The sequence below is a fragment of the Bartonella sp. 220B genome (genome assembly GCF_026930205.1).
Classification (GTDB): Bacteria; Pseudomonadota; Alphaproteobacteria; order Rhizobiales; family Rhizobiaceae; genus Bartonella.
On the sequence record NZ_JANHOI010000002.1, the window covers coordinates 181,888 to 197,432 of the forward strand.

The 15,545-nt window shown below is 37.1% G+C and carries 12 protein-coding genes; 1 reads left to right on the forward strand and 11 read right to left on the reverse strand.

Features of this window, described 5'->3' with window-relative positions; all coding sequences use genetic code 11:
- Positions 1 to 211: 211 nt before the first annotated feature.
- The 8 genes from pepN to thiC all read right to left on the reverse strand — a co-directional run bounded on the left by pepN (position 212) and on the right by thiC (position 9,161).
- Positions 212 to 2,839, reverse strand: coding sequence for an aminopeptidase N (gene pepN / locus NPX99_RS02425; RefSeq protein ID WP_269030170.1), 2,628 nt, complete (start codon positions 2,837 to 2,839; stop codon positions 212 to 214).
- Between the two features lie 78 nt (positions 2,840 to 2,917).
- Positions 2,918 to 3,745 carry a uracil-DNA glycosylase gene (locus tag NPX99_RS02430; protein WP_269030171.1) on the reverse strand — a complete coding sequence of 276 codons (828 nt, stop codon included), beginning with the start codon at positions 3,743 to 3,745 and terminating at the stop codon, positions 2,918 to 2,920.
- A gap of 303 nt (positions 3,746 to 4,048) precedes the next feature.
- Positions 4,049 to 4,807 (reverse strand): hydroxymethylpyrimidine/phosphomethylpyrimidine kinase, encoded by a 759-nt coding sequence (locus NPX99_RS02435; protein ID WP_269030172.1) that lies wholly within the window; start codon positions 4,805 to 4,807, stop codon positions 4,049 to 4,051.
- On the reverse strand, positions 4,798 to 5,403 hold the full coding sequence (locus NPX99_RS02440) for a thiamine phosphate synthase (RefSeq protein WP_269030173.1): 606 nt from the start codon (positions 5,401 to 5,403) through the stop codon (positions 4,798 to 4,800). Before NPX99_RS02440 ends, NPX99_RS02435 begins: the two co-directional genes overlap by 10 nt.
- Entirely contained in the window at positions 5,400 to 6,173 is a 774-nt protein-coding gene (locus tag NPX99_RS02445) for a thiazole synthase (protein ID WP_269030174.1), read from the reverse strand. The genes NPX99_RS02440 and NPX99_RS02445 overlap by 4 nt, the downstream gene beginning before the upstream one ends.
- 4 nt (positions 6,174 to 6,177) lie before the next feature.
- Positions 6,178 to 6,375, reverse strand: coding sequence for a sulfur carrier protein ThiS (thiS, locus tag NPX99_RS02450; protein ID WP_269030175.1), 198 nt, complete (start codon positions 6,373 to 6,375; stop codon positions 6,178 to 6,180).
- 3 nt (positions 6,376 to 6,378) lie between these two features.
- The gene (locus NPX99_RS02455) at positions 6,379 to 7,329 is read right to left on the reverse strand and encodes an FAD-dependent oxidoreductase (protein ID WP_269030176.1); all 951 of its coding nucleotides are present in this window, start codon (positions 7,327 to 7,329) and stop codon (positions 6,379 to 6,381) included.
- Entirely contained in the window at positions 7,326 to 9,161 is a 1,836-nt protein-coding gene (gene thiC / locus NPX99_RS02460; RefSeq protein WP_269030177.1) for a phosphomethylpyrimidine synthase ThiC, read from the reverse strand. Before thiC ends, NPX99_RS02455 begins: the two co-directional genes overlap by 4 nt.
- A gap of 1,712 nt (positions 9,162 to 10,873) precedes the next feature.
- Here thiC and NPX99_RS02465 point away from each other — a divergent pair.
- Positions 10,874 to 11,854, forward strand: coding sequence for a phage tail protein (locus NPX99_RS02465; RefSeq protein WP_269030178.1), 981 nt, complete (start codon positions 10,874 to 10,876; stop codon positions 11,852 to 11,854).
- A gap of 887 nt (positions 11,855 to 12,741) precedes the next feature.
- Here the strand turns inward: NPX99_RS02465 and NPX99_RS02470 are convergent.
- The 3 genes from NPX99_RS02470 to NPX99_RS02480 are packed head-to-tail and all read right to left on the reverse strand — an operon-like array spanning position 12,742 to position 15,538.
- Complete coding sequence (locus NPX99_RS02470) at positions 12,742 to 13,536, reverse strand: heme ABC transporter ATP-binding protein (protein WP_269030179.1); 795 nt, start codon at positions 13,534 to 13,536, stop codon at positions 12,742 to 12,744.
- Positions 13,533 to 14,630: a FecCD family ABC transporter permease gene (locus NPX99_RS02475; protein WP_269030180.1), complete on the reverse strand. Its 1,098-nt coding sequence runs from the start codon at positions 14,628 to 14,630 to the stop codon at positions 13,533 to 13,535. Before NPX99_RS02475 ends, NPX99_RS02470 begins: the two co-directional genes overlap by 4 nt.
- Positions 14,631 to 14,635: 5 nt before the next feature.
- Entirely contained in the window at positions 14,636 to 15,538 is a 903-nt protein-coding gene (locus tag NPX99_RS02480; RefSeq protein ID WP_269030181.1) for a heme/hemin ABC transporter substrate-binding protein, read from the reverse strand.
- Positions 15,539 to 15,545: the final 7 nt, after the last annotated feature.

Sequence of the window (15,545 nt, forward strand, 5' to 3'; positions counted from 1 at the left end):
GTGAATCAAAACAGGAGTCTTCTGTCCAGTCTTTTTTTGAGAAAAGAGACTTTTACTTGGATAAGTGTGAAATATGAAAACGAAAAGGAATCTTAACAGCACCTATAAACAGGTTTAAAAAGCCTGCTTATAGGTTTCTTATTATCGCGTAGAGCGTTGAATTTATTTGATAAGAAATATTATAAACTATTGCTTATAAATGTTTTTCATTTTAATCGAGAAGACGATTGATAATCTCAGCTACATCGCTTGACAATTGCGGAGCTTCTGCAATTGTTTTTAATGCAGTTTCAAATTTTTGTTGCCGAATGGGTTCTAATTGTCGCCAAGAGCGCATCATTGTTAATAACCGTGAGGCAAGCTGTGGATTTTTTTTGTCAATCTCCAAAATAATTTGGCAGAGAAAATGATAGGATGCTCCGTCAATTCTATGAAAACCTGTTAGGTTGTGAGAAGCAAAGACACCAATCAAGGCTCGTACACGATTGGGATTATCTTGTGAAAAAAGCGGATGTCGCATGAGTTTTTGAACGTGATCAAGTGTTGAGGCTCCCGCAACCATTGCTTGAATGGAAAACCATTTATCCATGACTAAAGGGTCATGCCGATAGCGGTTTTCAAAATCATTTAAGGCATTTTGCGCTTGTTCACTTTTGGTAAAGCGTCGCACTAAGATGGTTATACTAGCCATGCGATCAGTCATATTATCCGCTGTTACATATTGTGTGGCAGCACGATTTGGTTTGGCTTCGGCGATGGAGAGATAGTTTAGCATAATATTGCGTAATGCTCGTTTCCCAGTTTGTACAGTATTTGGTGAATAGGGTTCATTGATTTGCATTTGCGCATAAACTTTTGTGAAGAGTTCCTGATGCCTATGTGCGAGTGAAATTAAAAACTGATTGCGCACATGGTGGATACGTTCTGGATCAACATTTTTACCGATTATATGGGCAAGTTCAATTTCACTGGGTAAAGTTAAACAAAATGCGCGAAATTCTGGTTCGAGACTTTCATCGTTAAGAATATTTTCAATCAATTTGAGCAAAGTAGAGGGCATCTCCTCTTTTGCTTGTCTTTTATCTTGAATAGCGGCAATCAGAGCATGGGTCATTAAATGGTTAAATGACTGCCAACGATTAATTTGATTGCTATCATTTTGGGCAAGAAAAAGGAGTTCGTTTTCATTGAAGGGAGTTTGTAGAGTAATAGGTGCGGAAAAATCTCTAAGCAGTGATAAAACAGGTTGTTCGCTCAGTCCCTTTAATATGAAGGTTTGGTTTTCCTCAGACAAAAGCATAACATCTGATTGAATATCCGCATCAGTCTCATAAGTAAGAAATTCCCCATTACGTCCTAAGAGTCCAAAAGCAATAGGGATAAGCATAGGCTTTTTTATGTTTTGGTGCGGTGTTTCAGGAATATGTTGCTTTGCATGAATTGTTAAAACACCATCGTTATAATGGTGGTTGATTTCTACATTGGGTGTACCTGCTTGTTCATACCACAGCATGAATTGTGAAAAATCTTGATGGGAAACTTCGGCAAAACAGGCGATAAAATCTTCAATTGTACAAGCTTGCCCATCATGGCGTTGAAAATAGAGATCCATCCCTTTACGAAAGAGGGAAGAGCCTAAAAGAGTATGTACCATGCGAACGATTTCAGCACCTTTTTCATAGACGGTTGCGGTATAAAAATTGTTGATTTGGCTATATTGACGAGGACGTACAGGATGAGCAAGGGGACCAGAATCTTCTGTAAATTGGGCAGCTTTCAATGTTTTTATATTTTCAATTCTCTGTAAGCTGCGTACATTTTGATCTGAGGAAAATTCTTGATCACGGTAAACCGTTAAGCCTTCTTTTAAACAGAGTTGAAACCAATCACGGCAAGTAATACGATTACCCGTCCAATTATGAAAATATTCATGCGCAATGATACGTTCGATATTTCTATAATCCTGATCTGTTGCTGTTTCAGGATCTGCAAGAACATATTTATCATTAAAGATATTCAGTCCTTTGTTTTCCATTGCTCCCATATTAAAGTCAGAAACAGCAACAATATTGAAAACATCAAGGTCATATTCACGACCAAAACATTTCTCATCCCAGCGCATAGAGCGTTTGAGTGCATCCATTGCATAGGTTGCACGTTTGGCTTTTCCTTTTTCGACATAGATGCCAAGTTCGATACGCCGGCCAGATATGGTGGTAAAATGATTTTCTAACTTATCAAGATCACCACCAACTAAAGCGAACAGATAAGATGGTTTAGGATAAGGATCTTCCCAAAGAGCAAAATGGCGGTTACCCTCAAGGGTTCCTGTTTCTACGAGGTTACCATTGGAAAGCAAGATGGGGATTTTATGAGAATCTGCTTCAATTTTTACTGTATAGGTAGAAAGAACATCTGGGCGATCATAAAAATAAGTGATACGACGAAATCCTTCCGCTTCGCATTGTGTACAATAGATACCATTGGAAAGATAAAGCCCCATGAGTTGGCGGTTTTTTTCAGGATTCAGTTCTGTGACCAATTGTAATGTAAAAGGAGTTGCTGGTGGGGTTGTAATTTCTAAACATGAAGGAGCCACTTTATAAGCATCTTCAGACAATTTTGTACCATTAATAGCAACAGAAATTAATGTCAGATCATCTCCAGAAAGCACAAGAGGCGTTCCTTTTTTTGTATTTTGGCGCGCCTCAATGAATAATGTTGCTGTCACAAAAGTTTTTTGAGGTTCTAAACAAAAGTAAAGCTGTGTTTTGGGGATAGCATAGGGTGTTGGTTGGTAATCTTCCAAACGATAAATGGGCATTTTGGATTTTTCCATAATTTTTTCCTGTCTGTATTTAAGAGTGTGAATGAGTGAAAGGGCATTTATAGTTTGGTGTAAAGGAGTCTTAAGAAATTACGAGAGATTATCTAAGCGATTCTTGACTTCCAAAAAGTCCATCCATGTAAGCTTTTTTTGACTTGGCGTTCGAAGGAGGTAAGCAGGATGAAAAGTCGGCATAACAGGTATTTTGATATTATTTTCACTTTCATAGGTGAACCATTTACCTCGAGTCCGAATAATTCCATTTTGAGCTCCGGTAAGAAATTGCGTAGCAATCCCTCCCAGCGCTATAAGAACACGTGGATTAGCTAAATAAATTTGTCGTTCAATGAAAGGACGGCACAATGCAACTTCTCTTGGCGTTGGTGTGCGGTTTCCTGGTGGGCGCCAAGGAATGGTGTTGGCTATGTAAACATCCTTTCTTGCTAAGCCAATTGATGCGAGGATTTTATTAAGTAACATCCCTGCTTTTCCTACAAAAGGAATGCCTTGTATATCCTCTTCTCGTCCTGGCGCTTCTCCTATGAGCATGAGCGGACTTCCTGCTATTCCATCTGAAAAACAAGTATTTTTTGCTGTCAGTTTTAAAGAGCAGCCATTAAAAGCGAGGAGGGCAGACTTTAATTCATCAAGTGTGTGAGCATTCTTTGCTATTTCTATCGTGGAAGGTTCACGCTGCACTCTATCATGGTGAGGGAGCGGATGATTATGTGACTTGACGGTTGGTAATATCGGTTGATCATGAGAGGTGTTTACGGTTTGTGTTGATTTTTTCTCTAAGGTAACAGATTGACTAAAACGATCAATAGGCAAATCTGTTAGAACAGCATCTGCACCACTTTCTTTATAAAAGTTTAAGAGTTCTTCATATGAGATTGCGTACGATATTTGATTTAACATTTTATTTTTCTAATGATCTATGGACTATGAATAAATCAGACTGCATTATCCTTCAAGCTTTTTGATATGTTCATTCGTGATTTTTATCTGAAACAATGATAGCTTCTTTTTTTGGAAAAAAAACTATAAAATAGACTCGTTTATAGTTTTCAATGTATTATTTTTATCCATTATGGACTATTGAACCACTCTATAATAAAAAATTATGCAATGAATGCAATATGTATACATTATAATAATTTTATATGTTTATAAATTAGAGTAAAATATAAGTTTATAAGATTACATTTTATTTATCATTTGTTAATAAAGTAAATAATTATTTTTTAACAGCAATGTATGGATATATGTTTTTGCTTTTTTGACGGCTTCAATGAGAGATTCATTTAATGCTAAATGTGCAGCAATAGCGCTTGAAAGAATGCAGCCGGTTCCTCGCATCGTTTCCTTTAAACGTGGAGTAGAAATATTTATTATCTCAGTTTTGTTAATGAAGCTATCGGTTGCAAGATGTCCCTCTGCATGTCCACCTTTTATTAAGATAGAGCGTGGGCCAAAAGAGAGAAGTTTTTTTGCTTGTTGTATTGCTTGTTCATCATCAGATGCCAATGGGCTTTGGCTAAGAAGAGCGAGTTCTCCTCTATTTGGTGTGAGAAGATCAACATGAGGAAGAAGTTTATTTATCATACTTTCGATGATTGTTTCGGTTGTTAGTTTTCCTCCTGATGAGGCGACAAGTACAGGATCTAGAATAACGGGAACACGGGGATAGTCTTCTAATACATCACAAATTGCTGCTATAATTGTTTGTGTCCCTGTCATACCGATTTTTATTGCGCTTATGGGATTGGCTTCTAAGGCACAGCGCATTTGCGCGGCGATAAGTTTTCCGTTCATCGGAACAATTTCAGTAACGTGGTTATCATCTTGTACATTAACGCATGTAATAGCGAGATTTGCTTTTATTTGAAAATGTGCGGCCGTTTCTATATCGCGAACAATACCAGCACCTCCGGTTGGATCTGTTCCTGCAACAATAAGAATAGAAGGAATTAACGCCATTTTTGTGTTGCCTTTATCCACTGTTGGGCACGTTGTTCAGGTTTTTTATGAAGGATAATATCGGTTACAACAGCAGCACTGTTAGCACCTGCTTTTAAAACATCAACTGCGCGTTCTGGTGTTAAACCACCAATACCCACTAAAGGGAGAGCCCCAATCCGTTTTTTCCATTGTTTGATTTTTTCTAATCCTTGAGGTTTCCATTTCATCTCTTTTAAGATTGTTGGATAAATAGGACCAAGGGCGATATATTCAGGATTAACAGATATTGCAATATCAAGCTCATGTTCATCATGTGTACTCAAACCAAGTCTTATATCATTTTTACGAATTGCAGGAAGATCAGCATTGTTTAAGTCTTCTTGTCCAAGATGAATAAAATTGCACTTTTCATCAATTGCTATAGCCCAATGATCATTAATAATTAATTGCGCTCCCAATTTATCGCATACATTTTTTGCACGTTTAATATGTTGGCTAATCGTTTTTGGGTTTTCATTTTTCATGCGCAATTGTATCAACTTTATTCCAAGAGGAACTAAGCGTTCAACCCAATCAGCACTGTCAACGATAAGATAAAAGGGATCTAGTTTCATGAAAATACTGCTTTTCCAATGATTGGTGTTGAAGGCACTGCTATATTACGCGCTTCGAGAATTCCTGCTTTATATCCCATACGTCCTGCTTGAACAGCTTGAGAAAATGCTTCAGCCATTAAGACCGGATCACCTGCTTTGGCAACAGCTGTGTTAAGAAGGACTGCATCATAACCAAGTTCCATAGCAATGGCAGCATGTGATGGACGCCCAATGCCGGCATCAATAACAAGAGTAACATCAGGAAGATAAGCACGGATAGAACGCAACCCATCAGTATGATGAGGACCTTTGGCAGAGCCAATAGGAGCACACCAAGGCATAATGACATGACATCCAACGTCCAAGAGTTTTTCAGCAACAATGAGATCATCTGTTGTATAGGCAAAAATTTTAAAACCTTCTCTATTTAAGATTTGCGCTGCTTCGATTAAGGAAAAAACATTTGGTTGTAAGGTGTCTGGATTACCGATAATTTCGAGTTTAATCCAAGATGTTTGAAAGAGATCTCGAGCTAAGTGGGCAGTGGTCACAGCTTCTTTAACAGTGTAGCAACCAGCGGTATTGGGAAGCAGTGTGACACCAAGTTCTTTAAGAAATTGCCAAAATTGTCCACCTTGTTTTCCACCAGCGGTTTCTCGACGTAATGAAACGGTTACAATTTCTGTATTTGCTTTATGAATAGCTTCACGAAGGATTGCAGGTGAAGGGTATTGCGCTGTACCTAACATAAGACGAGAAGAAAATTGACGTCCATAAAGATTCAGCATAGTTTTAGCCTCCTTGCATTGGGCTTAAAATTTCAATTTTATCTCCTTCATGCAAGATAAATTCGCTTCGTTCCTCTATGGGGATAACTTCAGAATTAACCGCGGTTGCAAGCCAATTGCCTTCATAATCCAATTCTTCAAGCAATAGACTGAGGGTGATAACTTCTGTTTGGATTATTTCACCATTGACAAATATTTGCATATTTTACTCCAATGCCAATTTCATTGCGCGTTTTGCCATTTCTGGAGATAAAAGGAAACCATGTCTATAAAATCCATTAATAAAAATATGATTACCATGTTTATATACAGAAGGAAAGTTATCAGGATAGCATGGTCGTATACCAACACCAGATTCAATAATTTCCGCTTCAGCAAAAGCTGGATGCAAGGTATAAGCAGAATTGAGCAATTCCATCATTGATCTTACTGAGATGCCACCATCAAAGTCACTCTCAATCATTGTTGCCCCAATCATAAAAATATTATCTTTCCGAGGAACAATGTAGAGAGGAATGCGTGGATGAAGGAGACGAATTGGTCGAGAAATTTTAATATCTGTACTGCGTACAAGAAGCATTTCGCCACGTACACCACGTATATTTTTGTCTTTTCCTAAACGTGCTATTCCCGTTGTATCAATAACAATATCAAAATTTTTTTCAGATATTTCTATATCAACAAAACACGCTCCATTATTGATAAGATTTTCTTTTAACGCCATAAGTGCTTGGCGAGGATCAATGTGTGCTTCATCTTCGTAAAAAAGTGCATCGTTAAAACGTTCTGCAAGATCTGGTTCAAGCTGAGCGATTTCTACAGCATTTATTGTTTTGTGATTATGTGTGCGCATTGAAAACTGTTGAAGCTCTACTCTATCGCGTGTAGGTGCAACAACGAGAGTTCCCTTTTTTATGACAAGATTGGGGAGCATTTTGTCCCACCACTTTATGGCCTGTATACCAAGGTCTTCAACAATTTGTTTGGCACTTTCTCTTTCACAGTAAGGCGCAAGCATTCCTCCCGCATACCAACTAGCAGACCCTATAGGGGAAAGAGGGGGGGCCGATAGAGTAACAGTAACACCTTTTTGCTGTAACATACAGGCAACCGTTAATCCCCCTACACCAGCACCTTTAATAAGAATATTCTTCAACTGTTGACACTCTTTTTTTGAGCAGGAATAACATCTACATAAAGATCACCATTCTTTTGATATTTCTCAGACATAACAATCATACCTTCCTCTTTTGTTTTTTGCATTGCTGCTGCGTCACGAATATCGTGAGAAATACGCATGGAACAAAATTTTGGTCCACACATGGAACAAAAATGTACCAATTTATGCGCTTCTTTAGGCATTGTTTCATCATGGAAAATACGGGCTGTTTCTGGATCAAGAGAAATATTGAATTGATCATGCCATCTAAAATCAAATCGCGCACGTGAAAGAGCATTATCGCGTAATTGTGCTCTAGGCAAACCTTTAGCAAGATCAGCAGCATGCGCAGCAATTTTATAAGTGATCACACCCGTTTTAACATCATTTTTATCGGGAAGTCCTAAGTGTTCTTTAGGCGTTACATAACACAACATGGCTGTTCCAAACCATCCAATCATAGCCGCACCAATTGCGGATGTAATATGATCATAACCAGGAGCAATATCAGTGGTAAGTGGACCCAAAGTATAAAAAGGTGCTTCATGACAGAGCTCTAACTGTTGCTCCATATTTTCTTTAATTTTGTGCATTGGGACATGTCCAGGACCTTCAATCATAACTTGTACATCTTTTTCCCAAGCAATTTTTGTTAATTCTCCCAAAGTCTTAAGTTCAGCAAATTGTGCTTCATCATTGGCATCAGCAATAGAGCCAGGGCGCAGTCCATCTCCTAAGGAAAGAGAGATATCATAGGTGCGTGCAATATCACAAATTTCATCAAAATGTTCATAGAGAAAACTTTCTTTATGATGATGAAGACACCATTTTGCCATAATAGAACCACCACGTGAAACAATACCTGTTACCCGATCAACGGTCAGAGGAATAAAAGGTAATCGTAATCCTGCGTGAATGGTAAAATAATCAACGCCTTGTTCTGCTTGTTCAATGAGTGTATCACGAAAAATATTCCATGTTAAATTTTCCGCAATACCTTGAACTTTTTCGAGTGCTTGATAAAGAGGAACTGTTCCAATTGGTACTGGAGAATTTCTAATAATCCATTCACGAATATTGTGAATATTCCGCCCTGTTGAGAGATCCATAACTGTATCTGCTCCCCAACGAATAGCCCAAACCATTTTATCGACTTCTTCTGCCATAGATGAAGTAACGGCTGAATTACCAATATTGGCATTAATTTTAACACGAAAATTGCGTCCAATAATCATTGGTTCACATTCTGGGTGATTGATGTTTTGAGGAATAATGGCGCGTCCACAGGCAATTTCATTGCGAACAAATTCGGCCGTATAAACTTCTGGTATTGAAGCATTAGAATTTTCATTTGATTGCGCTTTTTGCTTATCTTGTATCACAAGTCCTTCATTTTCTCGTATAGCGACATATTCCATTTCTTCAGTAATAATACCTGCGCGCGCATAAGCCATTTGTGTAATTGCTTTGCCCTTTTTTGCTCGCAAAATAGGACGCTTTTGCTCAAAGGTTGGTATAGAGGAACTATCATAGGTTAACCCATTATCTTCAGGTTTAACAGGGCGTGCAGGATAAGATTCAGTATCAGCGCGTTTAGAAAGCCAAGGTAAGCCAATCGCGGGCAAACCTTGTGTAATATCAATTATCATATCTTTATCGGTATATGGGCCGGAAGTATCGTAGATGTTTAAAGGTTCTTCACTGTTGCCATCAGTCAATAAAATCTCACGCAATGGGACATGTACATCAGAAAAGATAGAACTTTGTTGGTAAATTTTGCGAGAGGCGGGAAAAGGACTGCAACTGATTGATGGAATATTTTTCTGCATAAATTTTTTCCTTATAAACATAGAGTTCAAAAACAGATTATGAGGTTAAGAGGAGATATATTCAAATTATCAATCACATGTGTTTGAATGAAGCGGTGTATAGAATATCGCTTTTATACCAAGACACCTCAGAGAAAAGCCAAGAAATTTTATTGAAAAATGATTGCAATATCTTTTACAATATTTGTATTCCCCCCATTTAAAAATCTTTTACTTAAAAGCACATGGTTGGCTTAAATACTTGTCTTGTCAATCGTAAAGATATTTTTTTAACGCTTTTTATGTATTCTGAGGAATGAACACAGGTACTATGAAGAAAAACTTTAAGTGCTAAAGTTTTTTACAAAGAACGGTAAGAGCAAAAATTTATTGCCAAAATGATAGGACTTATACTATTGTTTATTATATATTTTTTAAAGCTGTATGCTCATTTTTATTGTCCTAGTCGTAAGCTTAGGAACACTTTTTTGAGTGGTAAGGGGTTGCTTTGATCTCACATAATCGTTCTATTCAGGATAATGAGGATGTTGCTTTTATGAGGTGAGACCGGTTAACAGAATAGTTTGGCAAATGCAGACTTTAATATTCCTTAGAATTTATTGTTCTTGCAAAAAAAAACGATATATAATAAAATAAAGAAAAAGGCGCTTGTATTAGGTGTTAATGGGGAGCAATAGCTACAGCGAGTGGTTTGTCGGAGAACGTTGCCGAGTTTGTACAGGGGAGTCAAATTCATAATTCTTAATTCACTTAAAAAAATTGTACATATTCTTTATATGTAATGGCAATATGTGATGCGCTTTTTCGTGTTTTAGAGGGTATCCATAGGTTGTTAGGTTGAAGCGTGGTATGATTGTCTGTATTGAATCTATCTTCTTTTGTACGTTAGACTGGAAAGTAGAAGCATTCAATAAGAGCGTTGGTCTTTATCTAGTAAAAACAGTTTTCAGGGTAAATTTACAAATAATTTATGTCTAAAAAGGTTTTTGCATGCAAATAAAAATGCAGTAGAGAAGGCAAAGAACGAAAATAAAATTTTTTAGCTTGTATAATAAAAAAACAATAGAAATTATAGTCTGAAATTATAGTCTGTTGGAAATAATGAATGTAAAATAAGCTATGTAAGTTTTGCAAATACAGATTAAGAGAGTGCATTTATAAAATTTCTCATAATCATATAAAAAATAATGACTATAAAATATTGTAGACTCAATCATTGGAAATTATCGAAAACGCTTCAAAATGCAGCACAATTTATTAAAGTATGCAAGTGTATATTCGTTTTTTATTGGATAGATAGTTCATCACATTCAACTTTAGCCATGTTAAATCAAAGGCAAGGTATTTTATAAATGATATTGATAAAATTTATAAGAAAACAGAAGATTCCAAAGTAGAATTGCATAATGAACAAGCGAGATAATAATAGGAAAATATTATCAAATGAAGTGATTGCATTGCAAACCAAAGGCAAAAATGCTGTTTTTATGAAAAAATGTAGTTATTTAATTGGGGGGATCAAGAGAAAAACAAATCACACAGAGCGTTGGGTACAACAGAAATAACGTATCAACGAATGATAGCGTTTTTCTATATTTTTGCATGTATCTACAATTTTATCATTGTTAGTTGATGAATCTGTTATGAAGAAGAGCTTTTTCATAGGATCAACAAAAAGAAAAAAATTCGAGAAGAATTATTGAGGGGGAATAATGTCTAATATTTATGATTGGTCATTAAAGGCTGATGAAAACGCTAATTCAGATAATCTTATTAATTGGGCTGAAGGGCAGCCGCCTAGTTCTGTCAATGATAGTGCACGAGCGATGATGCAGCGTATGCGTGAATATCTTGCAGATAGTGGAGGTTCTATTAACTCAAGTTTTATGGTGAATGTGGAAGATAAAACAACATTTATCACATTGAAGACAGCTTCACCTATAGAGAAATACAAAAATGATATCATCATACGTTTTAAGTCTCGTGGTGTAAATATTGGTACGACAATAATAACCGTTAATAGCATAGGAGAGAAACCAATCTATAAGGCAACCAATGCGGGTATTATGCCATTAGAAGGTGGAGAGTTACAAACAGATGGCATTTATGAGATAGTCTATCATAGCGATATTTCAATAGAAGATCGTGATGGTTGGTATCTCTTAAATCCTACACCTCTTCCGCCACCAAAAGTAGAAATTTTTCCTTCAGGGTTTATTGCGACATTTGCTATGCAAGAAATGCCGAACGGTTGGCTTTTATGTGACGGTACTGCTTATAAACGCAAAGATTATCCGCAGTTATTCAAGGCAATAGGCGATCAATGGGGAAAAGACAGTGAGACAACCTTTAAAGTTCCTGATTTTAGAGGGATGTTTTTACGTGGCTTTGATAATGGCCGTGGTTTGGACGAAGGTCGAAAATTTGCAGATGAACAGCAAGATAGCTTTCAAACGCATACACATGATTGCACTATTGAAGAGGCTGGTGAGCATACGCACGATTTTCAATATGATGGAGTTGGGTGGAGTGCTAATGATATTGGTAGAAGGAACCCAAGTTATCACTATAGCGTTATGGCAGGAACGACAAAACCTGCTGGTGTGCATACACACAAAGTAACACTTACTGCAACAGGTGAGAGAGAAACAAGACCTGTGAATACAACAGTTGTTTATGCTATAAAATCATGAGGATTATTGAGTGATCAATAATCTGTTTGCTTTTAGTAAAGTTGTTAACGCGGAACAATTCCGCGTTGCTTATTTATTAAAATAATAAGAGATTTAGGTACTATGAATAAGTTCCTTAAAAGTGTTAAAATGCTCTTTGAGTGATCAGAAAGTACGTTTAGATAGCTGTAGAGCTAAGAAGATAATTCACTAACGAGAAAAAATATTAATTACTCTTCCTTTGTAAATCTCTAATTATATAGAGAAAATACATAAAAGTCATTTAAAATTTAATCGTTAAGCTGTCTGAAAATATCTATTTTCGTAACGTGTTTTGTAAAATGTATAAAATGACTCAATGCGCGGTAAAAAGAATACTCTATTGTAATATCTCTTATTTCTTGAAGAAGAGCAAATCTTTGCACTGCAAGCCAGCACAGTCATTATATTTTCAGCTTGCAATATCGCAACTGTTCTCGCATTACGGTGGTCTACAAGAGGCATTCTTGGTCAATTTTCAAAGAGAGTTTATCCATGGGGCAATTTTTCTACATACCAATAAACAATTTTTTGCATCAAGAAAGAGAAAGAAAAATAAGAAAATATCATGATAGCCATGGATCTTATTTAGTAGAGACAGAGTGCATGATCATTACAGAAACATTGCGTGTATTCTTTACTTTATTTTCATAAATACTAGTAGGCAGAAATAGAAGGAAAATTCCTCATTTAGGTTATGAAAAGAAGATATGACAGTATATCAAAGTTTTAAATATTTTTATCCAGTAAAGTTTGAAGACTTTTTAACACGCATATTGTTTGTGGAGGAAGATCTTATCAAAAAATGATATATTACGATACAGAAAAGAGTTATTAAAAACCAAGACAACTTTCACATGCATCTTATTTCATAGGCAAGATGCTGTTTGAGGGAGTATAAATGGAACATCTGCTTTAGGTAACTCAGAAACGATTAAAGGACAGTGATAAACATCACGTAGATTTTGCGTTGTCAAAACAGTCAAGGCATTTCCTTCACAATAAACCCTTCCTTGCTTTAGCAATATCATTTTATCCGCATAATGGGAGGCAAGATTGAGATCATGAAGAACAGCAAGAACACCCCCACCACGCCGGGCAAAATTTTTAGCAATATCCATTACAATGAGTTGATGCTGAATATCAAGGCTAGCAATAGGCTCATCTAAGATCATCCAACGAGAAACCCCATTATCAATAGGTTCCCAAACTTGACAAAGCACACGAGCAAGTTGCACCCTAGCTTGTTCTCCTCCTGATAATTTATGATAATATTGCTTGCTATAGTCAGCGAGTCCGACACGTTCTAAAGCTTTTTGGATAAGATTTTGTAATTTAATTTTCGCAATGGTCAATTTGTTTACAAAAAGGCCAAGTTCTACAACTTCATGAACTAAGAATGGAAATGCCAATATTGTTGATTGTGGAAGAACTGCACGCATTTTTGCCATTTCACAAGTTTTTGTCTGGCGAACATCATAACCATTTAAAGTGATTTTTCCACTGTAGGGAAGTTCTCCACTCAGCGCTTTGATGAAAGTGCTTTTTCCAGATCCATTGGGACCAATAATAATGGTAAAGTCCCCACAGTTCGCATGAAGGCTTATATGGTTAAGAATTTGTTTTTTTCCGCGTTGAACGCAAATATTCGTTGCCTCAATCATGAAAAGTTTGTTCCTCTTTTGTGTATAAGAATCCACAGGAAAAAAGGTGCACCAAAAAGTGCTGTAACGATTCCAATTGGTAATTCTGCAGGGGCAACAACTAAACGTGCAAAGGTGTCAGCAAAAATAAGTAATGCCGCTCCCAAGAGAGCAGAGCAAGGAATGAGATAACGGTGATCTGGACCAATAAGCTGACGCAAAATATGAGGAACAACAATACCAATAAAACCAATTCCTCCACTAATAGCAACTGCACTACCACACATAAGGGCAACAAGGAGAATAGCAATATTTTTAACCCGTTGGATACGGAAACCAATATGGCCAGCAACGGCTTCTCCAAGAGCAAGAGCATTAAGTGCTCGTGATAAAAGGGGCGAAAAAAGAAGACCAACACAGATAAAAGGAAAAACAAGCCAAACTTTTAACCATGTGGCACCTGCAAGAGAGCCAAGATTCCAAAAAGTGATATCACGCAGTTGTTGGTCATTTGCAATAAAAATGAGTGTTCCAACAACAGCACTGCTTAAAGCACCAAGTGCAATACCTGCAAGAAGCATTGTAGCAATAGAGGTAAAACTATGATGCGTTGCTATTGTATAAAGGACAATTGTTGAGAGAAGTCCGCCAAAAAAGGCACCTATAATCACTTTATAAGGTTCTAGAAAAGGTTCCAAGGAAGCAGGAAAGGCGATGCCAAGAACAATTGCTAAAACAGCACCAAGACCTGCACCTGCTGAGACGCCTATAATTCCAGGATCTGCAAGAGGATTACGGAAAAGCCCTTGCATGAGAACACCAGAGACAGCGAGAGCAGACCCAATCAATAACCCCAAAATGACACGGGGCAGCCTAATATCGATAAACACAAGATAATCGCGCGTCTTACGACTTACTGAAAAGTCTTGTGTAAGCATTCCATGAAGAAAATCAAACAATGAAACGTTTGAAGCTCCATTCAAAATTCCAGCAAAAATGCTGAAGATGAGAAATATGATGAGACCTAAGAGTACAATCTTTCTCCAATTCGTACGGTCTACTTCTTTATTCTCATTTGTTTCAGGTGTATACATTATGGATGTGCTATTTACCATTTCGATCAGCTCTTACCCTTTTGGTTTTCACCATAAAGCATATAAATAAGTTCTCTTGAGGCATCCGCAGTGCGCGGACCAAATCCTAAAAGATACATAATATCCATCTGTTTAATAGCATGATTTTTGGCTGCATTTGTTGCTTGGATTGCTGGAATAGCTAAAATCTTTTCAAGGTTAGTGGATTTTTCACCGTGCTTCACAAGCAAAATAACATCAGGATTTGATTTTAATAACGCTTCACCATTCAGGAGCTTATACCCTTTGTAGTCGGTGATGGCATTGATACCACCTGAAAGTTTTATCATACCATCTGCAGCTGTACCTGTTCCAGATGCCATAACACGCCCATTTTGTACAGAGAAAATAAAAAGAACACGCTTTGGTTTTGTTACTTTTGCCAAAAGAGCATCATTGTCCACAAAGTCACGACTTATTTTTTTAATGAGTGCAGCCGCTTCTGCTTCACGATGAAGGGCTTTACCAACAAGGCGAATCTTTTCTATAACATTTTCGCGGGAGTAGTCTTCTGGCACGATCACTATAGGGATCGATGTTTTTTTTAGGATTTCAATTGTTGAAGGAGGTCCACTTCCTTCGACGAGCAATATACCTTCTGGAGCAAGTGATAAAACACCCTCAGGTGAAAGAGCCCGCATATATCCGAGTACAGGAAGTTTGAGTGCTTCTTGCGGATAAACGCTTGTACTATCACGCGCGACAAGTTGATCTTGCGCTCCCAATGCATAAACGATTTCTGTAAGAGAACCACCAATGGAAACAATACGTGCATTTTCAGAAAAGTGTGTTGTGGGTTCAGCGTATACTGGCTGAGAAAAGAAGGGAAGAGAGAGCAATATGAAAATAAGAAAAAAATTTAGTACTCTACGCAAAAAAAATGTAAGCATGCTCAAC